Annotated in this window: 15 protein-coding genes and 2 pseudogenes; 8 read left to right on the plus strand and 9 right to left on the minus strand. The window is 70.0% G+C overall.

All coding sequences use genetic code 11. From position 1 onward, the window contains the following. The 7 genes from AE652_RS12950 to AE652_RS48135 all read right to left on the minus strand — a co-directional run. Nucleotides 1-942, minus strand: a 942-nt coding sequence (locus AE652_RS12950) for an N-acetylglucosamine kinase (RefSeq protein WP_049651465.1), incomplete at its 3' end; no start/stop codon positions are given. 172 nt (nucleotides 943-1,114) lie between these two features. Continuing rightward, nucleotides 1,115-2,404, minus strand: a complete 1,290-nt coding sequence (locus tag AE652_RS12955) for a 6-phospho-beta-glucosidase (RefSeq protein ID WP_199823085.1) — start codon at nucleotides 2,402-2,404, stop codon at nucleotides 1,115-1,117. After that, nucleotides 2,404-3,312: a carbohydrate ABC transporter permease gene (locus AE652_RS12960; protein ID WP_049651466.1), complete on the minus strand. Its 909-nt coding sequence runs from the start codon at nucleotides 3,310-3,312 to the stop codon at nucleotides 2,404-2,406. The genes AE652_RS12955 and AE652_RS12960 overlap by 1 nt, the downstream gene beginning before the upstream one ends. A gap of 20 nt (nucleotides 3,313-3,332) precedes the next feature. Next, nucleotides 3,333-4,346 (minus strand): carbohydrate ABC transporter permease, encoded by a 1,014-nt coding sequence (locus AE652_RS12965; RefSeq protein ID WP_082345686.1) that lies wholly within the window; start codon nucleotides 4,344-4,346, stop codon nucleotides 3,333-3,335. A gap of 26 nt (nucleotides 4,347-4,372) precedes the next feature. Continuing rightward, nucleotides 4,373-5,728 (minus strand): ABC transporter substrate-binding protein, encoded by a 1,356-nt coding sequence (locus AE652_RS12970; protein WP_049651467.1) that lies wholly within the window; start codon nucleotides 5,726-5,728, stop codon nucleotides 4,373-4,375. A gap of 138 nt (nucleotides 5,729-5,866) precedes the next feature. Then, nucleotides 5,867-7,057, minus strand: a complete 1,191-nt coding sequence (locus tag AE652_RS12975; protein ID WP_049651468.1) for an ROK family transcriptional regulator — start codon at nucleotides 7,055-7,057, stop codon at nucleotides 5,867-5,869. Between the two features lie 866 nt (nucleotides 7,058-7,923). Continuing rightward, nucleotides 7,924-8,508 carry a hypothetical protein gene (locus AE652_RS48135; protein WP_234348358.1) on the minus strand — a complete coding sequence of 195 codons (585 nt, stop codon included), beginning with the start codon at nucleotides 8,506-8,508 and terminating at the stop codon, nucleotides 7,924-7,926. A 51-nt stretch (nucleotides 8,509-8,559) separates the two neighbouring features. Here AE652_RS48135 and AE652_RS12985 point away from each other — a divergent pair, with 51 nt between their 5' ends. From AE652_RS12985 to AE652_RS13000, 4 genes are read left to right on the plus strand one after another with little or no spacing between them, the layout of a single operon-like run. Continuing rightward, on the plus strand, nucleotides 8,560-9,564 hold the full coding sequence (locus tag AE652_RS12985; RefSeq protein WP_369808289.1) for a dTDP-glucose 4,6-dehydratase: 1,005 nt from the start codon (nucleotides 8,560-8,562) through the stop codon (nucleotides 9,562-9,564). An 11-nt stretch (nucleotides 9,565-9,575) separates the two neighbouring features. Further along, nucleotides 9,576-10,574, plus strand: a complete 999-nt coding sequence (locus AE652_RS12990; protein WP_049651478.1) for an ATP-grasp domain-containing protein — start codon at nucleotides 9,576-9,578, stop codon at nucleotides 10,572-10,574. A 16-nt stretch (nucleotides 10,575-10,590) separates the two neighbouring features. Continuing rightward, a complete protein-coding gene (locus tag AE652_RS12995; RefSeq protein ID WP_049651469.1) occupies nucleotides 10,591-11,733 on the plus strand; it encodes a DegT/DnrJ/EryC1/StrS aminotransferase family protein in 1,143 nt (380 codons plus the stop codon). A 20-nt stretch (nucleotides 11,734-11,753) separates the two neighbouring features. Continuing rightward, complete coding sequence (locus AE652_RS13000) at nucleotides 11,754-12,215, plus strand: low molecular weight phosphotyrosine protein phosphatase (protein ID WP_234348359.1); 462 nt, start codon at nucleotides 11,754-11,756, stop codon at nucleotides 12,213-12,215. Here the strand turns inward: AE652_RS13000 and AE652_RS13005 are convergent. Further along, on the minus strand, nucleotides 12,212-13,402 hold the full coding sequence (locus AE652_RS13005; protein ID WP_049651470.1) for a glycosyltransferase: 1,191 nt from the start codon (nucleotides 13,400-13,402) through the stop codon (nucleotides 12,212-12,214). The genes AE652_RS13000 and AE652_RS13005 overlap by 4 nt on opposite strands. 389 nt (nucleotides 13,403-13,791) lie before the next feature. Between AE652_RS13005 and AE652_RS49490 the strand changes: the two are divergent. The 3 genes and pseudogenes from AE652_RS49490 to AE652_RS13015 form a co-directional block, all read left to right on the plus strand. Beyond that, nucleotides 13,792-13,998: pseudogene (locus tag AE652_RS49490) on the plus strand (HNH endonuclease); the annotation flags it as partial. A gap of 21 nt (nucleotides 13,999-14,019) precedes the next feature. After that, nucleotides 14,020-15,711, plus strand: a complete 1,692-nt coding sequence (locus AE652_RS13010; protein WP_049651471.1) for a DEAD/DEAH box helicase — start codon at nucleotides 14,020-14,022, stop codon at nucleotides 15,709-15,711. Continuing rightward, nucleotides 15,708-17,147: a hypothetical protein gene (locus tag AE652_RS13015; RefSeq protein ID WP_049651472.1), complete on the plus strand. Its 1,440-nt coding sequence runs from the start codon at nucleotides 15,708-15,710 to the stop codon at nucleotides 17,145-17,147. Before AE652_RS13010 ends, AE652_RS13015 begins: the two co-directional genes overlap by 4 nt. A gap of 378 nt (nucleotides 17,148-17,525) precedes the next feature. Here AE652_RS13015 and AE652_RS13020 read toward each other — a convergent pair whose 3' ends face one another. Next, nucleotides 17,526-18,698 carry a mechanosensitive ion channel family protein gene (locus AE652_RS13020; RefSeq protein ID WP_053112056.1) on the minus strand — a complete coding sequence of 391 codons (1,173 nt, stop codon included), beginning with the start codon at nucleotides 18,696-18,698 and terminating at the stop codon, nucleotides 17,526-17,528. A 494-nt stretch (nucleotides 18,699-19,192) separates the two neighbouring features. On the opposite strand from AE652_RS13020, the pseudogene AE652_RS13025 reads away from it, so the two are divergent. Next, nucleotides 19,193-19,702, plus strand: a pseudogene (locus tag AE652_RS13025) (HNH endonuclease); the annotation flags it as partial. Nucleotides 19,703-20,048 lie beyond the last annotated feature (346 nt).

Genomic DNA, 20,048 nt, shown 5'->3' on the forward strand with positions numbered 1-20,048 from the left:
GAGGCCGAGCAGCGCCGCGCCCAGCACCGGCGGGGCGACGACGACGCGCGGCTCGGCCAGCGGCGCGGCCTCGGCGAGCCGGGCGGTCACGTTGTCCAGCAGCAGCGGATGCCGGGAGGCGAGCACGCCGCCGCCCAGCACCACCGGGGTGGGGGCGTCCAGCAGGTCCAGGCGGCGGAGCGCCACCACCGCGAGCCGGACGATCTCGTCGGCCTGGCGGTCGATCAGCCCCCGCGCCACCTCGTCGCCCTCGTCCGCGACGGCGAACAGCACCCGGACGATCTCGTGCAGCCGCGCGTTCGGCAGGTGCCCGAGGTGGACGGCCTCGGCGACGGCGCCGGCGCCGGGCAGGCCGAAGTGCTCGGCGATGGCGCGGGCGAGCCCGGTCGGCCCGCCGCGCCCGTCCTCCGCGCGGACGGCGTGCCACATGCTGGCGACGGCGAGTCCGGAGCCGCCGCCCCAGTCGCCGGTGAGCTCGCCGAGGGCGGGGAAGCGGGCGGTGCGGCCGTCCGGCAGCAGGCCGACGCAGTTGATCCCGGCGCCGCAGACCACCGCGACCCCGCGCGGGCCGTCGGTGCCGGCCCGCAGCAGGCCGAAGGTGTCGTTGACGACGGTGTTGCCGGCGCCCCAGGGGTGGGACTCCAGCGCCACCCGCAGCGCCTCCTCCTCGACCGGCAGGTCGGCGTTGGCCAGGCAGGCGCTGACGTGGCCGGTGAGCACGCCGCTCCAGGACGGGTGGCCGGCCTCGGCGGCGGCCTGCTCGACCAGCGGGGCGAGGCCGGCGACGGCCGCCGCGCCGCCGATCTTCTGCGGTTCGAAGCCGCCGCCGCGGGCGGTGCCGAGGATGCTGCCGTCGGTGCCGATCAGGGCGACGTCGGTCTTGGAGTTCCCCGCGTCGATGGCGAGGACGCCGGGCAGGAGTGGTTCGGGCTGGTGGGTCATCAGGTCCCCGCGGCTCGTACGTGGCCCGGGCCGTTGGTCGTCGGCCGGGTGCCCGGCGGTGGTCCCGGCCGGGTGGCCCGGCCGAAAGGTCCCCGGCCGGGGGTGGACGGTCTCCTCGCGGTGCCCGTCCGGCGACCGGGGGCGGTCGCCGGACGGCGCGGAGCGGGCCGGGTCAGGCCCAGGCGAGGTGCTCGCGGTTGTGGGCGAGCAGGCGGTCCGTGAGCTGGTCGGCCAGCTCGATCTGGCCGACCAGCGGGTGGGCGAGCAGGGCGTCGAAGACCCGGTCGCGGCCGCCGCGCAGGGCGGCGTCGAGGGCGAGGTGCTCGTACGAGGTGACGGCGGCGACCAGTCCGGCGTACAGCGGCTCGACGGGCCGCTGCGGCAGCGGGCGCACCCCCCGCGCGTCCACCTCGGCCGGCACCTCGATGACGGCGTCGTCCGGCAGGAACGGCAGCACGCCGTCGTTGCGGGTGTTCACCACCTGCACGGACGTGCCGCCGCCGGTGCCGAGCAGCGCGGCGATCAGCTGGACGGCCGCCTCCGAGTAGAAGGCGCCGCCGCGCTTGCCGAGCAGCTCGGGCTTGGTGTCCAGGGCCGGGTCGGCGTACAGCTCCAGCAGCTGCCGCTCGATCTCGGCGACCTGCGCGGCCCGCGAGCCCTGCTCCCTCAGCTCCGCCACCACGGCGTCGTGCTGGTAGAAGTACCGCAGGTAGTAGGACGGCACGACGCCGAGCCGCTCGATGACGGCCTGCGGCAGGTGCAGGTCCTCGGCGATCTCCTTGCCGTGCGAGGAGAGCAGCTCGGGGAGCACCTCGCGCCCGGTCGTGGCGCCCGGGGCGTCCAGCAGGGTCACCCCGCGCTCCCAGGTCAGGTGGTTGAGCCCGACGTGGTCCAGCCGGACCAGCTCCGGGTCCACGCCCAGGTGCCCGGCGAACTTGCGCTGGAAGCCGATCGCGACGTTGCACAGCCCGACGGCCTTGTGGCCGGCGGTCTGCAGCGCCCGGGTGACGATGCCGACCGGGTTGGTGAAGTCCACGATCCAGGCGTCCGGGTTGGTCCGGCGCACCTGCTCGGCGATGTCCAGCACCACCGGGACGGTGCGCAGCGCCTTGGCGAGCCCGCCGGCGCCGGTGGTCTCCTGCCCGACGCAGCCGCACTCCAGCGGCCAGGTCTCGTCCTGGTTGCGGGCCGCCTGCCCGCCGACGCGCAGCTGGAGCAGGACGGCGTCGGCGTCCGCGACGCCCGCCGCCAGGTCCGTGGTCACGGTGACGACCGCGGGGTGGCCCTGCCGGGCGAAGATCCGCCGGGCCAGGCCGCCGATCAGCTCCAGCCGCTCGGCGGCCGGGTCGATCAGCGCCAGCTCGCCGACCGGCAGGGTGTCGCGCAGCCGGGCGAAGCCGTCGATCAGCTCCGGAGTGTACGTCGAACCCCCGCCGACGATTGCCAACTTCAGTGCGGACATCAGCCCTTGACCCCTGTCAGTGTCACGCCTTCGATGAAGGCCTTCTGAGCGAAGAAGAAGAGGACGATCACCGGGGCCATCACCATCATGGTGGCGGCCATGGTGAGGTTCCAGTTGGTGTGGTGGGCGGCCTTGAAGGACTCCAGCCCGTAACTGAGCGTCCAGGAGTCGTGGTTGTTGCTGGCGTAGATCTGCGGGCCGAAGTAGTCGTTCCAGCAGTAGAAGAACTGGAACAGCGCGACCGCGGCGATGGCCGGCTTGGCCATCGGCAGGACCACCCGCAGCAGGGTGCGCAGGTCGCCGCAGCCGTCGATCCGGGCGGCCTCGATGTACTCCCTGGGGATGGTCATCAGGAACTGGCGCAGCAGGAAGATGGTGAACGCGTCGCCGAAGGCCATCGGGATGATCAGCGGCCAGAGCGAGCTGCTCAGGCCCATCTGCTTGGACCAGAACAGGTACATCGGGATGACGGTGACCTGCGGCGGCAGCATCATCATCGCGATGACCGCCATCAGCGCCAGGTTGCGGCCGCGGAAGCGGAACTTGGCGAGCGCGTAGGCCACCGGCAGGCTGGAGACCACGGTCAGCACGGTGCCGGCCACGGCGTACAGCAGGGTGTTGCGCCACCAGGTGAGGAAGCCGGGGGTGTCCCAGACCTTGCCGTAGTTGCCCCAGTTCCAGCTGGTCGGCCAGTAGTCGGTGGTGAGCGCCTGCCGGTCCGACATCACCGAGGTGAGGAAGACGAACACGAAGGGCAGCAGGAAGAACAGCGCGGCGGCGATGGCCAGCGCGTGCACGGCCACCCAGTTGAGGGCCGCGCGGCGGCGGGCGGCCCGGGCGGCGGGTCCGCCGGGGCGGGAGGGGCCGGCCGCGGCCGGTGCCCTCGTGAGCGTGGAGCCAAGAGTCATGATCAGGTCCTCACGGGCCGCTAGTCGTCGCTCGCCATGAAGCCGGACCGGCGGCGGAGCAGGATCGAGGTGACGGCCATCGAGATGGCGAACAGCACCAGGGCGACGACGCAGGCCGCGCCGTAGTTGAAGCTCTGGAAGCCGAGCTTGTAGACCATCTGCGGCAGGGTCCAGGTGGAGCCGTTCGGGAAGCCGGGCTCGAAGGGCTGGCCGGAGCCGCCCGCGATGCCGCTGGCGACCTTCCCGGCGACGATCGCCTGGGTGTAGTACTGCATGGTCTGGATCACCCCGGTGACCACCGCGAACATGATGATCGGCGAGATGTTCGGCAGGGTGACGTACCGGAACCGCTGGAACGGGCCGGCGCCGTCCAGCGAGGCCGCCTCGTACTGCTCCCGGGGGACGTCCAGCAGCGAGGCCATGAAGATGACCATCAGGTCGCCGACGCCCCACATGGCGAGCAGGGTGAGCGCGGGCTTGGACCAGTCCGCGGAGGCGAACCAGCCGGGCTGCGGCAGGCCGAGCTCGCCCAGCAGGTGGTTGACCGGGCCGGTGCCGGGGTTGAACAGGAAGGCGAAGGCGACGGTGGCGGCCACCGGCGGGGCCAGGTACGGCAGGTAGAAGGCGGTGCGGAAGAAGCCGGCGCCGGTCTTCACCTTGGTGATGAGCATCCCGATGCCCAGGCCGAAGACGACCCGCAGGGTCACCATCACGACGACCAGCCACAGGGTGTTGCGCAGGCCCTGCCAGAAGGTCGGCAGGTGGTTGAAGACGTAGTCCCAGTTCTTCAGGCCGCTGAAGGTCGGGGCGCCGAAGCCGTTGTACGAGGTGAAGGAGAAGTAGGCGGTGGAGACGAGCGGGTAGGCGAAGAAGACGCCGAACCCGATCAGCCAGGGGGAGAGGAAGGCGAGGGTGCGGGCCGCCTCCCGGCGGCGCTTCCGGCGCAGCAGGTGCTGCGTGGAGGGCGCCGCCGGGCCGGTCGGTCCCGCGTCGGCCTCGTCGCTTCCCTTGCGGGTGCCGAACGCGAGTGACATGGGAGCTCCGTGGACCGTTCCCCGGCCTACTTGGCCTGGGCGATGTCGGTGTCGATCTGCTTGGCCGTGGCGGCCAGACCCGCCTGGAGGTCGCCCTGCTTGCCGGACTCGTAGTCGTAGCCGAGGTTCTGCAGGGTGATGAGGTAGCTGCCGCCGTTGACGGCCGGCGGGGTGGTGCCGGAGTGGGCGTTCTTGGCGACGTCCAGGAAGGTCTTGAAGTTCCGGTCGCTCACCAGCTTCGGCGAGTCCAGCGCCTCGAAGGTGCTCGGCACGTTGTGGATCGCGTTGGAGAAGTTCACCACCGCGTCGGTGTCCGTGGTCAGGTACTTGACGAACTCCCAGGCGGCGGCCTGCTTCTTGCTGGTGCTGGCGATGCCGATGATGGTGCCGGTCTGGTAGCCGCGGCCGTAGGTGTCGGCCTGGTCGTCCGGGACGGGGAAGGCGGCGGTGGCCCACTCGAAGTCGGGCTTGTCCTTGGCGAGCGAGGCGGTGCGCCACTCGCCGTCGAGGGCCATCGCGACCTGGCCGGTGTGGAAGGGGTTCTTGGCGCTGAACTCCTCGCCGAAGGTCGCGCGGTACTTCTCCAGCTTGTCGTAGCCGCCGAGCTGGTCGACCAGGCCCTTCTGCCACTTGAACATCGCGGCGACCTTCGGGTCGGTGGCGATGTTCGACTTGCCGTCGGCGCCGAAGTAGGTCGCGCCGTACTGGCCGAGGAAGTGCTCGGTGGTGGACTCGTAGCCGTGGTACAGCGGCATGTAGCCGAGCTGCTTGTACGAGTCGCCGTCGGCGACGGTCAGCTTGGCGGCGTCCTCGGCGAACTCGCTGAAGGTCTTCGGCGGGTTGGCGATGCCGGCGTCGGCGAAGGCCTTCTTGTTGTAGTACAGGCCGTACGCGTCGCCGAGCAGCGGCAGCGAGCACTGGTTGCCCTGGAACTGCGTGTAGTTGAGCATCGCGGCCGGGAAGGTCTTGACCGGGTCGATGCCGCTCTTCTGGAGCATCGGCTTGAGGTCGACGAAGGCCTTGGTCGAGCAGAACATGCCGACGTTGTTGGTGGTGAAGGAGGAGACCACGTCCGGCGCGTCCGAGCCGCCCGCCCGCAGGGCCTGGTTGACCTTGTCGTCCTCGAGGCCGTCCACGGACTTGACGTGGATGTTGGGGTGGGCCTTCTCGAAGGCGGCGATGTTGTCGTTGATCGCCTTCTTCTCGTTCTCCTGGCTCCAGCCGTGCCAGAAGGTGATGGTGACGTCCTTGCCGCTGGCCGAGTCGTCGGAGCCGCCCGAGTCGCTGGAACCGGTGCAGGCGGAGGCGAGCAGGGCCAGGACGGCGCTGCCGGCGACGGCGGCGATCGTGCGGCGGCCTCTGCGGGAGGTGGTGGCGTGCACTTCGGGATCCTCCTGGGGGTGCGCGGGCAGGCCTCGTTGCCTCGGGTCCCGCGTTCGGGGGTTGGGGAGAGGTGGGTGCAGGTGGCGAGGTGACAGGGGGAGCGTCAGTGGGTGCGTCGAGTTGATCGGGGGCGGGCGTCAGTGGGTGGAGAAGACCGCCTCGCGGGCGTCGGACAGGGCACGTTGCAGGGCGCCGAGCAGGACCGGCGAGCCGGACAGGGCGGTGCTGCGGACCTCCGGCCGGGCGATGGAGATCCGCGCCAGTTCGTCCTCGACCAGCGCGCGCAGCCGTTCGCCGCCCGCGCTCGGCACCACACCGGAGAGGACCACCAGCTGGGGGTCGACGACGGCGACGATCACCGCCAGCCCGACGGCGAGCCGCCCGGCCAGCTCGGCGAGGAAGGCGTCGCCGGCGCCGGGGGTGGCCAGCGCCCTGGCGATGGACTCCTGCGCGGTGGCCGCGCCGAGCCCGTGCTCACGGGCCAGCGACCGGACGGCGGGCGCGCCGACCAGCGCCTGGAACCCGCCGAATTTGCGGCGGCGGGCGTCCCACTCGACCGGGGAGTCGGGCAGCGGCATGTAGCCGACCTCCCCGGCGCCGCCGGTGAAGCCGCGGTGCAGCCGCCCGGCGATCACGATCGCCGCGCCGACCCCGGCCCCGGCCCAGAGCAGGACGAAGTCCTCGAAGCCGGCCGCGGCGCCCGAGGAGCGCTCGGCGACGGCGGCCAGGTTCACGTCGTTCTCGATCGACACCGGCGCGCCGATCGCCTCGGTCAGCTCCTCGACCAGTCGCGGCGAGTGCCAGCCCGGCAGATGGGAGGCGTAGCGCAGCTTGCCGGTGACCGGGTCGGGGGCGCCGCCGACCCCGATCGCGACGGTGCGCAGGGCGCCCTCCGGCAGACCGGCGGCCCGGACCGCCTCGGCCACCGCGGCGGCGACGGTGGGCACGGTCGCGGCCGCCGGCACACCCTTGGTCGGCACGGTGTGCCCGGCCAGCGTGGTGCCGGTGATGTCGGCGACGGCGACCTCGATGCCACTGTTGGTGACATCCAGTCCGGCGACGTACCCGGCGGCCGGATTCACCTGGTACAGCCGGGCGTTGGGGCCGGGCCCGCCCGCCGTGGTGCCGACCGGCAGGACCAGCCCGGCCGCCTCCAGCCGGGCCAGCAGCTGGGAGGCGGTGGGCTTGGACAGCCCGGTGAGGGTGCCGATCTGGGTACGGGAGAGCGGCCCGTTCTCCAGCAGCAGTTCGAGGGCGGCGCGGTCGTTGATGGCGCGCAGCAGACTGGGGGTGCCGGCGAGGGGGGCCTTGGCGGTGCTCTTGGTCATGCCCGGCATCCTCCTCTTCCGGCTGGTCGTCGACGTCCCGCGGGTGTCCCCGGCGTGGGGAGCGGGCGGGTTTCGGACGAACTGTTAGGAAACTTTCCAGTCGCTAGGGAAGGACCGTAAGCGCCCTGTCGTAGGGGTGTCAATGGTGGGCGGAGCGGAGGATGCCGAAGCGTTACCCGACACCACGAAGCCCCGCCCCCACCGTGGTGGGAGCGGGGCCGACACCCACCCGGCCCCACACGGAAATCCGTATGAGGAAGAAGAACAAGCGCGTCACCCTCCCCGGAAGAGGAGGGTGACGCGCCAATGAATCAGGATTGAAAGCGGCGGAGATTCTGGTGTGGCCCCTCGATGATTCGAGGGGCCACACCGGAAGGGAAATGCTTCAACAAGATCGGGAAAGAGAAGAATTTTCGTGTTGCCCGCCTCGCTTGGGCGGCGAGGCGGGCAACACAAAAGGCATTCCGGCTATTGAGAACAGGTGCGGTGGCTTGCCTCGATGAGGTGTGGCCTGCGGATTCATTGAGGAATGAAGATGAGAATCCGGGTTCCGCTCCTCGGCATGTCGAGGAGCGGAACCCGGAGAAAGTGCTGGATAGGGGTGGCGCAACAGGGCCGGGGCGGCGGCATTTCTTGCCTTCTGCACAGGAAGTCGGCCCGATCGACTTCCTGTGCAGAAGGCAAGAAAGCGTGAGAAGACCGCGGTTTCTTGTGCCGTTCCGCCGCGATCGTGATCGCGGCGGAACGGCACCAATGCGGGGTGAACAGGGAACAGATGAGGAATGGGGCGTCCTGGTCCCGGTGCGAGACCGCAGCGGCTGACCGTTCCAAGTACCGACGAGCCGGTCGGCGCGGCACGGCGGAAACTACGGAGTGGCCAGGGCCTCCTCGAGGCGGTCATGTGCCGCCCCGGGCAGGACTTGCCGCAGGGCTTCGGCGCGGGTGCGGATCAGTCCGCCGCGGTACGCGGGAGGCAGCTTCTCCCAGACGTCGACGGCCTTGTCCACGGCGCTGGTGGGGTCGCCGTCGGAGCACAGGCACGTGGCGGCGTCCATCTCCAGGAGCGCCCGGACCATGATCGACGGGGAATGGGTGAGTGCGAGTGCGGCTTCCTGCTCGGCGTAGGCGTCGCGGGTGTGGCCCATGAGGGTGAAGGCTTGGCTCAGGTGCACGTGGTGCTTCTGCATCGGGTAGCCGAACCAGCTGTCGGCAGCCTGGGTTCCGTCCAGACGCTCGGCGATGGTACGGGCGTCTGCGACGGCTCGCAGGGCGCCCTGGTGATCACCGGCGGAGGCGAGGGCGCGGGCGGTGACGGCGGCGGCCAGTGCCGCCGAGGCGGTCGGTGCGTCGCCGCTTACGGCCCGCGCGCGGGCGGCGAGGTTGGCTGCGGCGTTCGAAGCGCCGTAGTTCAGGGGGACCATGGCGTGGCGGGCGAGCACCCAGGCGAGCATCTGCTTGTCACCGGATTCACGGGCGGCCTGCTCGGCGGTGGCGAACCAGCCGTGCGCGTCGCACTGGTCGCCGCGGTCGTGTTGGATGATCGCGACCAGCCCGGTGATGCCGGCCGCCGTGCGCGCGAGGTCTTCGCCCGCCGCCTCGTCGATGCCGACGACATCGCCAAGGTGACCGTCCTGGACGCCCTCACCTACGCGGGAAACCTCGGCAACCTCGACGGCATCACCGACTCCAAGAAGTTCACCTTCGTCCAGGGTGACATCCTCGACCGCACCCTGGTCGACGCCCTGATGGAGACCCACGACGCCGTGGTCCACTTCGCCGCCGAGTCCCACGTCGACCGCTCCCTCACCGATGCCGGGAACTTCGTCTCCACCAACGTGCTCGGCACGCAGACGCTCCTCGACTCCGCCCGCCGCATCGGCACGCGCAAGTTCGTCCACATCTCGACCGACGAGGTGTACGGCTCCTTGCCCACCGGAACCGCCTTCGAATCCGATCCGCTGAACCCCACCGTGCCGTACTCGGCGTCCAAGGCCGCCTCCGACATGATCGCCCTGGCCTACCACTCCAGCTACGGCGTGCCGGTGTGCGTGACCCGCTCCTCCAACAACTACGGGCCCCGCCAGTACCCGGAGAAGCTGATCCCGCTGTTCGTCACCAGGTTGCTGGCCGGGGAGAAGGCCACCGTCCACGGCAACGGCGAGCACGTCCGCAACTGGCTGCACGTCACCGACAACTGCGCCGGAGTGGAGCTGGTCCTCCACAAGGGCATCTCCGGGCAGGCGTACAACATCGGCGGCGGAACCGACCTGACCACCATCGAGCTGACCGGCATGCTCCTGCGTGCCACCGGCGCCACCTGGAACCAGGTCACCTACGTGCCCGACCGGGCCGCCAACGACATCCGGTACTCCATGGACTGGGGCAAGCTCGCCCAGCTCGGCTACCAGCCCCGGCAGGACCTGGCGGCCGGCATCGCCGAGACCGTCGACTGGTACCGCAGCAACCCCGACTGGTGGCAGACCGCCACCGCGCGGGCCGCCGCGTGAAAGGCGGCGAGGTGAACACCCCTGACCCGGCGGAGCTCCGCCGCATCCTGGTGACCGGCATCGGCGGGGCCCCTGGCCTCGACCTCGCGCTCACCCTCCTCAAGCTCGGCCACGAGGTCATCGGCACCGACTCCAACCCCCTCGCGCCGGGCCTGCTCGCCCCCGGCATCACCGGCCGCACCATCGCCCGCGCCGACAGCCCGCTGTTCGCCGCGGACCTGATGGAGCTGGTGCACGACCTCAAGCCGGACGCCCTGATCTGCTGCGTCGAGAACGAGCTTCCGCAGCTGGTCCACCTGCGCGGCCATCTGGAACGTGCCGGAGTACGAACCTGGCTGCCGCCCGCGGCCAGCGTCACCACCGCGGGCGACAAGTGGGAGTTCCACCAGGCGATGCGCGCCGCGAGGGTGCCCACCCCGCAGACCTGGCTGCCCGACCGGATCGGCCAGACCCCCGACGGCACCGAGCTGGTCGTCAAGCCGCGCCGCGGCCAGGGTTCCAAGGACGTGCACTTCTGCCGGACCCGCGAACAGGCCCGCGTGCTGTGCGAGCTCGTGCCCGCCCCGATCGTCCAGCAGCGCGTCCGGGGCGTGGAGTTCTCCGCCGACTGCCTGACGGACCGCAACGGTCGCACCTCCGCGATCCTGCGACAGCGCTTGATGGTCCAGGCCGGCATGTCGATGGTCGCTGTCACGATCGACGACCCGGAGGCCACCAAGCGGGTCGCCGAGGCGATCCGGGCGATCGGCGCCGTCGGCCCGGTGGACGTCCAGGGCTTCATCACCGAAGGCGCCGACCCGCGCGTGGTCATCACCGAGATCAACGCCCGGTTCGCCGCCGGATTCCTGCTCGCCGAGGAAGCCGGAGCCGACCTGGTCCGCCAGACCCTGAACGGCCTCTTCCAGCAGCCCGTCGACCATCGGCGGCTCACCTACCGCGGCGGCGTCTTCCTCACCAAGTACGTCGCCGTGATGTCCACCGAGTCCCGTGCCGTCTCCGGCACGCTCTGACGAAGGAGTACCCGCCTTGGCCTCGACCACCACGCGGCCCCCGGGCGTCGAGCGCAACGCCGCGCCGCTGCTGCACGGCACCGAAGCCGCCGCACTGGCCGCCGTCCTCCCCGGCGGCCAGTGGGGCCACGGCCCGGCCACCGACCAGTTCGAAGCCGGAGTCGCCGACCTGATCGGCGTCACCGACACCGTCGCCGTGAACTCCGGCACCACGGCACTCCACCTCGCTCTGCGCTCGATCGGCATCGGCCCCGGTGACGACGTCGTCCTGCCCTCCCTCACCTTCTGCGCCAGCGTCCAGGCCATCACCTGGAGCGGCGCCGCACCCCGCTTCGCCGAGATCGACCCCCGCATGCTGGCCGTCACCCCGGACACCGTGCTCGAAGCCCTCACTCCGAACACCCGCGCCGTCATGCCCGTGCTGTACGGCGGCCGGGCCGTGGACCTCACCCCGATCCGCGACCACCTGGCCGACCGGGGCATCCAGATCATCGAGGACGCCGCCCACGCCTTCGGCTCCCGCCGCCCGGACGGAACCATGGTCGGCGCCGACCCCGCCGTGCTGACCTGCTTCTCCCACGACCCGATCAAGAACCTCACCACCGGCCAGGGCGGCACGATCATTCCCCGCACCCGTGAGGAAGCCGACACCCTCCGCAGCCTGCGCCTGTTCGGAATCGTCCAGTCCAATGACGCCCGAGCCGCCATGACCTCCTACGAGGTCCAGGGCCCCGGGATGCGCTTCGACGTGTCCCAGCTGAATGCCGCCATCGGCGTCGCCCAGCTGAAGCACTTCCCGCAGACCGCCGCACACCGCCAGCACCTGTGGTGCACGTACCAGGCCGAACTGGCCGGCCTGGACGGCGCCCGCCTGGTCGACGTGGACGTGGTGAACACCGTGCCGTTCAACTGCGTGGTGGTCCTCGACCACCACCGCGACGAGGTCTTCCGCCACCTGCGGGAGCACGGCATCGGCGTCGCCGTGCACTACCCGCCCAACCACACCCAAGCCGCGTTCTCGGCCTGGCACCGGGACCTGCCGGTCACCGAACAGGTCGCCGGCCGGATCCTCGGCCTGCCGTTCCACCCCGCCATGACCCACGACAGCGTCCGCTACACGGTCGCCGCGCTCGCCGACGCGATCAAGGCCGCCGCGTGACCGACACCAAGGAGCCGAAGATGAGCGAGATGTTCCGCCACCCGAAGCGCCACCGCATCCTGGTGGTCTGCCTGGGCAACCACAACCGCTCGCCGCTCGCCGCCGCGGTCCTCGCCCACACCGGCGGGGAGAAGGTCGAGGTCCGCTCGGCCGGGCTGCGCGAGCGCCACGTCGGCGGTCCGGCGCACAGCAACGCGATCCGCGCCGCCGAGGACGCCGGGTACGACATCCGTGACCACCGCGCGGTCAAGGTCAACCACCGTATGCTCGGCTGGGCGGACGCCGTGCTGGCCATGGACCACGCCGTCCTCGCCGAACTCAGGACCATGGCGGACGGAACCCCGGCCGCAGGCAAGCTCGACCTCTACGTCAGCGGCGAGGACGTGCCCGACCCCTGGGAGAGCGACTACGCCGCCTACCAGGTGTGCGTGGACACCATCCAGGCCGGCGCCGTCCGGCACCTGCCGGACCTGGAGAACTAGCGGCCCACGACCGACAGCAGTACGTCCACGAGGCGGTCGGCGGCGTCCGGCTGGCCGTGCTCGGCGGCCCGTCGCGCGATGTCCGCGCGGCGGGCCGGGTCCGTCAGCAGCGGGGCGATCGCCGCCTGGAGGGTGTCCGGGGCGGCCCGGCCGAGGAGGGCCACCGCCGCGCCGGCATCGGCCAGGTGGCGGGCGTTGTGCTCCTGCTCGTTCCCGGCCGACGTCGCCAGCGGGATGAACACCGCGGCCCGCCCCAGCGCGGTCAGTTCGGCCAGTGTTCCCGCGCCGCTGCGGGAGACGACCACGTCCGCGAGGGCGAGCACGTCCGGCAGTTCCGGGCCGACGAAGCCGGTCACCAGGTACCGGGCGCGCAGGTGTTCCGGCAGTGCCGCAGCCCGCTCCCGAAGCCCCGCCTCGTGGCTGGGCCCGCACTGGTGGACCACGTTGGCGTGGCCGAGCAGCCACGGCAGGATCTCGCTCACCAGCTCGTTGATCTGCTGGGAGCCCTGCGCGCCGCCGGTGACGTACACGGTCGGCAGGGCGCGGTCGAAGCCCCACAGTCCGAGTGCCTGGATCGCCTTCTCACCCTGCCCGGTCAGCACCTCCGGGCGGACCGGGTTGCCGGTCACCACGGCGGTGGCGCGGGCGGACTCGGGCAGGTACCGGAGCGTCGACTCGGAGGAGACCGCGACCCGGGTCGCCATCCGGGCCAGGGCCCGGTTGCCCAGGCCGAGCCGGACGGTCTGCTCGTGGACCACCAGCGGCCGGTGGCACATCCGGGCGGCCATTCCGACCGGCACGGCGACGTAGCCGCCCGTGCCGAGTACCACGTCCGGGCCGAACCCGGCGATCGCGGAACGGGCCTGCGCGACGCCCAGGGGGACGCGGCCCATGTCCTTGACGTTGGCGGGCGACACCAGCTTGAGCGGGTTGGCGGAGCGCCGGATCTTCCCTGTGGCGACGGTCCTGAACGGGATGTTCTCGGCGGCGGTGACCTTGGCCTCAAGGCCGGTGGCGGTGCCGATCCACAGCACGTCCAGGGCGCCGTCGACCCCGGCGAGACGCGAGCGCAGGGCGCGGATCGCAGTGAGGGCCGGATAGGTGTGGCCGCCCGTTCCACCGCCGGTGACGATCAGCCGAAGAGGCCGGCCAAGGCGGGAGACGAGATCGCTGGTGTCGCGGTTCACGCCTGGAACATACCAGCGCCGACGGAGCCGTCCGCCCACTCGATCTGACGTCCGATCAGAGCCAGACGTACCCGCGGCCGCCCGATCGCGGGCACGGCAGGCCATGACTGCTGTGACCGAGGAACATGAGCGGCCTGCCTTCGGAGAGCACCGAAGGTAGGGTGCCATGTAAAGCTGACCGGCGTCGTGGCATCCCGGATGTTGGATGAGGCGCCATCGACGCTGTGCTGGCGAGCCCTCCGAGCTGCTCGGCCAGCTTCAATGGCGGGTGTCGGGGCACAGTCGGCGATGGTGATCGCGGCTGGTATCCCCCGAAACGGTGGCGATGAGTAGTCAGTTCTTGTTGATCAGGGGTCGATTGTCCGACCCGGCCGATACCCTCCGACGTTATGGCAGGAGTCTCCGAAGAGCCCCGTGACCGCCGCCGATCGTTCAACAGCGCGGAACGAGTTGCACTGTTTCTCGCGGCCGATGGGCGCTGCGTCAGCTGCGGCTTGGAGCTAGAGCCTGGGTGGCATGGGGACCACGTGGACCCGTGGTCCAAGGGCGGACCGACCGATGTGATCAATGGGCAGGCGCTCTGCCCAGGGTGCAACTTGCAGAAGGGAACGAACTCCATGGCGAACGCCTCCGACCTCCGCGACTGGCAGCAGGAAGCCCGCGAGCGCTACCACTCCCGCAACGGCGGTGAGAGCGGAAACTTCCTGGTAGTCGCTACTCCTGGGGCGGGAAAGACTACCTTCGCTCTGACCATCGCCAAGGACCTCATCGAGCGTGGCGTCATCACAAATATCGTGGTCGTCGTTCCCACCAAACACCTGCGTCGCCAGTGGGCAGAGGCTGGAGCGCGGAAGGGAGTCAAGCTCGACCACGTCTTCGTGAACAAGAACGGCGCGGTCGCGGGTGACTTCGATGGCGTCGTTGTGACCTACCAGGCCATCGCCTCCGCCCCGCTCCTCTGGCAGAGGCTAAGCGCTGTGAAGCACACGCTTGTGATCTTCGACGAGATCCACCACGCGGGCGATGGCGAAGGCCTGGTTTGGGGCGAAGCTCTGAAGGATTCGTTCGAGTACGCAACCCGTCGCCTTCTGCTTTCCGGCACGCCGTTCCGTACGGATGGGAAGGCGATTCCGTTCGTCAAATACGACGAAGAGCGCCGCGCTGCGCCGAGCTACAACTACGACTATGGTATGGCCCTCGCCGATGGCGGGGTTGTCCGGCCAGCGGTTTTCCCGGCGATGGACGGGGAGTCGAAGTGGCGTCGTGCCGGACAGATGTCTGTTATCTCTGTTGACCTGAGCGAGGCCGACAAAGACGAGGTGCCTCCGGCACTGAAAGCTGCCCTCGACCCCAATGGTGAGTGGATTCCCTCCGTGCTAATGGAGGCCCACAGCGCTCTCCTTCGGATGCGCATCGACTCCCCGGATGCCGGCGGCTTGGTGATCGCCAGCGATCAGTTTGCCGCGAACGCCTATGCCAAGATCCTCGAACGGATCGTGCGCGCCCCTATCCCAGTTGCCATCTCCGATGAGCCGAACGCCTCCGATGTCATCAAGGACTTCGCCAGGGGGACTGCGCCCTGGATCATCGCCGTACAGATGATTGCTGAGGGGGTCGATATTCCTCGCCTGGGTGTCGGCGTCTACGCTTCCCGAGTGCGGACACGGATGTTCTTTACTCAGGTCGTTGGACGATTCGTTCGTTTGCGAGGCGAGGACGATCCCACGACGGCGCGGTTGTTCATTCCGTCGATCGATGTTCTTATCGCTTATGCGCAGGACATCGAGAAGACGGTTGATGCGGTGCTGGCTGACCAGGAGAAGAAGGTTCGAGAGGGACAGGACACCCACGGTGCCGGCGACGGCATCTTCCCTGCATATGAGACCGTTGGTTCCTCGACGGCAACTCACCATGCGACCATCGCCAATGGTTCCAAGTTCACCACCGAAGAGCTCGACCGCGCCCAGACTATGCTGGATCAGTTTGGGGCGACCCCGATGGGTGTGACTGCTGAATGGGCAGCCGGGTTTCTCAGCTCCGCCGGGAAGTTCCACGGCGACATGGTGGTTCCTGAGCAGCGTGCTACAGAAAAGGAGGAGGAGACCCTCGGAGATCAGAAGACCGCCCTGCGGAAGCTAATCCACAGGAAGGTCGCTCGACTGGCGCTCATTACGAACCGCCCATACGCGCATATCAACAATGAGCTGAACGAGAACCTCAATAACAACGTCAAGACCGCAACCCTTGACCAGCTCAAGAAGCGCCTGGCGGTGCTCGACGATGCGATCAAGGAGGAACAGAAGAAATGAACGAGATCCACACCCCTGCTGGGAATGCAGTTTTGGTCAACGCGCTCAGTTCATCCATGCGGTCCACCCTGAACGGCATGGACTCCGTTCCTGGGCTGGTTCGTCAGGTGATTGAGGAAGGCTCGTGGCGCAACTTCACTACCCCTCGCGGTGAGCAAGTTACGCACACGTCCTTCGAGTCGTTCGTGACCGCCAAGCCGACCCGAGGGCTGGGGTACAGCATTGACGCGCTTGTGCGTCTGATTGCAGACGACGACGAAACCGTCAGCCTGGTCGCTGAGCAGCTTGGTCGCACGGTTGCCGACCTTCAGCAGCAGGCACTTTCGGCTGAGCCGATCGGCGCCAGCCAAGAACCGCTCTGGCGTGATCCTTCCGACGACCCAGAGGTAGCTACTCAGGCGGAAGAGCCCGGCCTCGACCTCACCAACCCAGTGGACCGTGACGCGCTTGAGCTGCGGACAGTGGGGAAGTCCGGCGGTTGGGTCTGGGCGTTGAAGGTCGCCCGTAACGTGGAGCTGAACAGGGGCGGAGATGATCAGAAGGGCAATCGACGTAGCGCAGTTGACGGAATCTCGGCCGAAAAGGTGTCTTCGGCGGAATTCGCACGACGCATTGGTTGGACGACGTCCCGTGTCATGCGGTACTACCGAGCTTGGGAGAAGGGAGTCGAGAAGCACGACCTTCCCGGATTCGAACAGCTCAAGCCGGGTGTAGACGTGGTGCTTCCGCCGGCCAACACGTGGGCAGAGTGCTTCACCACTGGTCGGGTCAATCCGGGCCGGGCCGAGGCGTTGGTAGCCGGCGCCAAGGAGGCGGGTATCAGCGTCCGGAAGGTGATCTACGCGGCAGAGAGCCCCGGGGCGATGAAGGCCGCGATCCTGGCGGACGAGAGCACTGCTGAGGCTGCGCGAACCGCACTCTTGGAGCGCGCTCGCGACGATGGTGAACTGCGTGCCGCTCTGGCCCGGACCATCGCCCGTGATCCGGTCTTCCGTAAGGAGGGTGCAGTCGAGGCCCGGAAAGCCGAGCGCGCCGAGTACGTCCGCCACGTAGCGGATGAGGGAAAGGTACGGACACCGGCTGGCCAGACACTCGAACTGCCTTCGAGGGCGCGAGAAGAGGCCGCGAAGCTCCTATCAGTGGTGGATGACCCCGATGCTACGCCCGAGGCAGTTGCGGAGGCATACGAGGCCGTTCAGGCGCTGACGACGCAGATCGTCGAGGCGGACCCGGATGTCCAGCTGCGCGAGCAGCGCACTAAGTTCTCAAAGGCGCTGAGCACCACTGCCAAGAACATTCAGGCAATTGACCCGGACGATCTGGCGGCCGTCGCTGACGACGAGCTGCGGACGAAACTGACCGAACTTCAGCGGCAAGTCAATGATCTTGCTGCCCTTGTGGTGGATGAAAAGCCTACCCGCCTACGAGCGGTCTAGGTGGTGAGACGACGTGCACAGTGAGTCGATCAACGCAGCTTGTTGAGCTCCTCGCGCCGGACCGATTGCACAGGTCGAGGAAGACTGGCGAGTAAAGTTCCGCCAGGCGCGGCAAGCAAGTGATCGTGAGCGAAGGCCCCCGCATCTGCGGGGGCCTTCTGCGTGCAGGAGTGCGTTCAGATCACTCCGCTGGCCGGAGGTCACTGCGAGCCTACTTCGATGCTGGGTGATTAGCGCATACCCGGAGTTGACCTGAGCAGTTCTACTGATCGAAGGGGTGGAGAACTGTAGCCGCCGCACCGACTTCCCCGGACAGCGCGAAGCCCCGCTCCCACCACGGTGGGAGCGGGGCTTCGCGCTGTCCGTACGGCCGGTGGGTTACGGCTTCGACGCGTCGTCGGCTGCCCGGGCCGCCGCCGGGACCGGGGCCGGGACGGGCTCGGCGGCGCGGTCGGCGGGGGTGGCGGGTGCGGCCTGTTCGGCGGCCGGGACCGGGGAGGGGGCGATCACCACGCCGGTCGCCCCGGCGGCCACCGCGGCGACCTCCTCCTTGACCTTGATCCCGGCCCCGTCGAAGGCCGCCTTCAGCCGCTGGCGCAGCGCCCGGGAGACGGAGGCCGCCTTGCCCGGGGCGGTCCTGGCCTCGACCCGCAGCACCACCGAGTCCGAGGCGACCGACTCCACGCCCAGGATCGACACCGGAGCCCAGATCAGCTCGTCGTACGGGGCCTCCTTGGCCATCTCCTCGGCCGTCGCCAGGATCAGGTCCTCGACCCGGATCAGGTCCTCCTTGTACCCGACCTGGACGTCCACCGAGGCGGTCGCCCAGCCCTGGCTCATGTTGGCGATCCGCTTCACCTCGCCGTTGCGGATGTACCAGATCTCGCCGTTCCCGCCGCGCAGCTTGGTGACCCGCAGGCCGACCTCCAGCACCGTGCCGGTGGCGACACCGGTGTCGATCTCGTCGCCGACGCCGTACTGGTCCTCCATGATCATGAAGACCCCGGAGAGGAAGTCGGTGACCAGGTTCCGGGCGCCGAAACCGATCGCCACACCGGCCACACCGGCGCTCGCCAGCAGCGGCGCCAGGTTCACGCCCAGCGCGGAGAGCACCATCAGCGCCGCCGTGCCCAGGATGCTGAAGGAGGCCACGCTGCGCAGCACCGAGCCGATCGCCTCCGAGCGCTGCTGGCGCCGTTCGGTGTTCACCACCCCGGTGTTGGCCAGCAGCCCGCCCAGCCGGCTCTCCTCCTGGTGCTCGGAGGTGCGCGCCATCCGCCCTATCAGCTGGGTGATGAGCTTGCGCACGACGGCCCGGAGGACCAGCGCGAGCACGATGATGAAGACGATCCGCAGCCCGGAGGCCACCCAGCCCTGCCAGTGGGTGTCGAACCAGCTGGCGGCCTGCCGGGTGGTGTCCGAGACCTCCTGCGCGCTGGTCGGGATCCGCAGGTCGAGCTCGGGCAGCTGCGCGGTGGGGCTGGGGGCCGGGGTCGGGTTGGCGAGCGTCGAGGACGCGTCGGACGGACCGGTGGCACCGGAGCTGAACACGTGCGGACCTTCCTGGCTGGGGTGCGTGGTGGGCCCGCACCGCCGGCAAGCGGCCCGCGGACCGTGGGCGTCAGCCTATCCGCCGCCGCGGGCTGGCCCGGACACGCCGGAACCCCGCACGGGTGTGCCCAAGGGCGTACGGAGCGTGTCGAACGCCCCGTCAACGCCCCCGTACGCTCCCCCCGAACCGGGGCTCCGGGGCCGTCCGGGGCAGGAGGGGCGCTGCTCCGGACGGCCGAACCGTGCCCCCGGCGGGCGACCCGCCGGAGTCACCGGGACCCGTCGCACCGCCACCCGGGTGCAACCCGACCTTCCCCCGGGCATACCGGCTATGACAGAGACCACACCCGGAGTTCGCGTCAGGTCCGTTACACAGGAGTGGTGGCGCCGTACAAAGGCGTAAGGCGACACTGGGGGAGATCGCGCACGAGTGGCGCGATCCAACCGCTCGTCCCGGCGCGAGCCACGCGCCGCAGGCGTCCAAGGAGGCATCCGTGCCGCATGTCCTGGTCCTCAACGCGTCCTACGAGCCACTCGGCGTCGTATCGATGCGCCGCGCACTCATCCTGGTCCTCAACCACAAGGCGGTCAGCCTGGAGGACTCGGAAGTCACTCTGCACAGCGCCACCAGCGCCCTTCCGGCGCCGTCCGTCGTCCGTCTGACCCGCTTCGTCCGGGTCCCGTTCTGCGGGCCCGTCCCGCTCACCCGCCGGGCCCTGTTCGCCCGCGACCACGGCCGCTGCGTCTACTGCGGGGCCGCCGCCACCAGCGTCGACCACGTCATCCCGCGCAGCCGCGGTGGCCAGCACCGGTGGGACAACGTGGTGGCGGCCTGCCGCCGCTGCAACCACACCAAGGCCGACCGCCACCTCACCGAGCTCGGCTGGCGGATGAAACGACCACCCGCGCCGCCCAGCGGCCTGGCCTGGCGCATCATCGGCACCGGGATCAAGGACCCGCGGTGGCGGCCCTACCTGGAGCCCTACGGCGGCGCGGACCAGCTGCGCGCCCCGCAGTGGGGCGAGTACGAGCACCACGACCGCACCGAGCAGCCGGTCCACCCGGTCCCGCTCGGCCGGGCCCACTCGGGCCACCCCGCCCCCGTCCGCCGCGGTGAGCAGCCCGAACCGCTCTCCGCCTGACCACAGCTCCACAAGGGCCCGCCCGTCACACCGTCGGTACGCGCCTCATGGGCCGCCGAGCCCCCCGCACCGGGGAGCCGGCGGCCCGCCGCGTTTCCGCCCACCCGTGACCGGGCCCGGCAACGGCCACCACGGCCACGGCCACGGCCACGGCTACGGCTTGGGCGCGATCCCGCCCGCCGCCGCCGGAGGTGTCGCCGGCGTCCCG

Origin of the sequence: Kitasatospora sp. MY 5-36, assembly GCF_001182915.1 — a bacterium.
Taxonomy (GTDB): Bacteria; Actinomycetota; Actinomycetes; order Streptomycetales; family Streptomycetaceae; genus Kitasatospora.

Coding starts and splice junctions, on each gene's coding strand:
- AE652_RS12955 (WP_199823085.1), bottom strand. CDS start 2,404: ATGTCCGCACTGAAGTTGGCAATCGTCGGCGGGGGTTCGACGTACACT.
- AE652_RS12960 (WP_049651466.1), bottom strand. CDS start 3,312: ATGACTCTTGGCTCCACGCTCACGAGGGCACCGGCCGCGGCCGGCCCC.
- AE652_RS12965 (WP_082345686.1), bottom strand. CDS start 4,346: ATGTCACTCGCGTTCGGCACCCGCAAGGGAAGCGACGAGGCCGACGCG.
- AE652_RS12975 (WP_049651468.1), bottom strand. CDS start 7,057: ATGACCAAGAGCACCGCCAAGGCCCCCCTCGCCGGCACCCCCAGTCTG.
- AE652_RS48135 (WP_234348358.1), bottom strand. CDS start 8,508: ATGCTCGCCTGGGTGCTCGCCCGCCACGCCATGGTCCCCCTGAACTAC.
- AE652_RS13000 (WP_234348359.1), top strand. CDS start 11,754: ATGAGCGAGATGTTCCGCCACCCGAAGCGCCACCGCATCCTGGTGGTC.
- AE652_RS13010 (WP_049651471.1), top strand. CDS start 14,020: ATGGCGAACGCCTCCGACCTCCGCGACTGGCAGCAGGAAGCCCGCGAG.
- AE652_RS13015 (WP_049651472.1), top strand. CDS start 15,708: ATGAACGAGATCCACACCCCTGCTGGGAATGCAGTTTTGGTCAACGCG.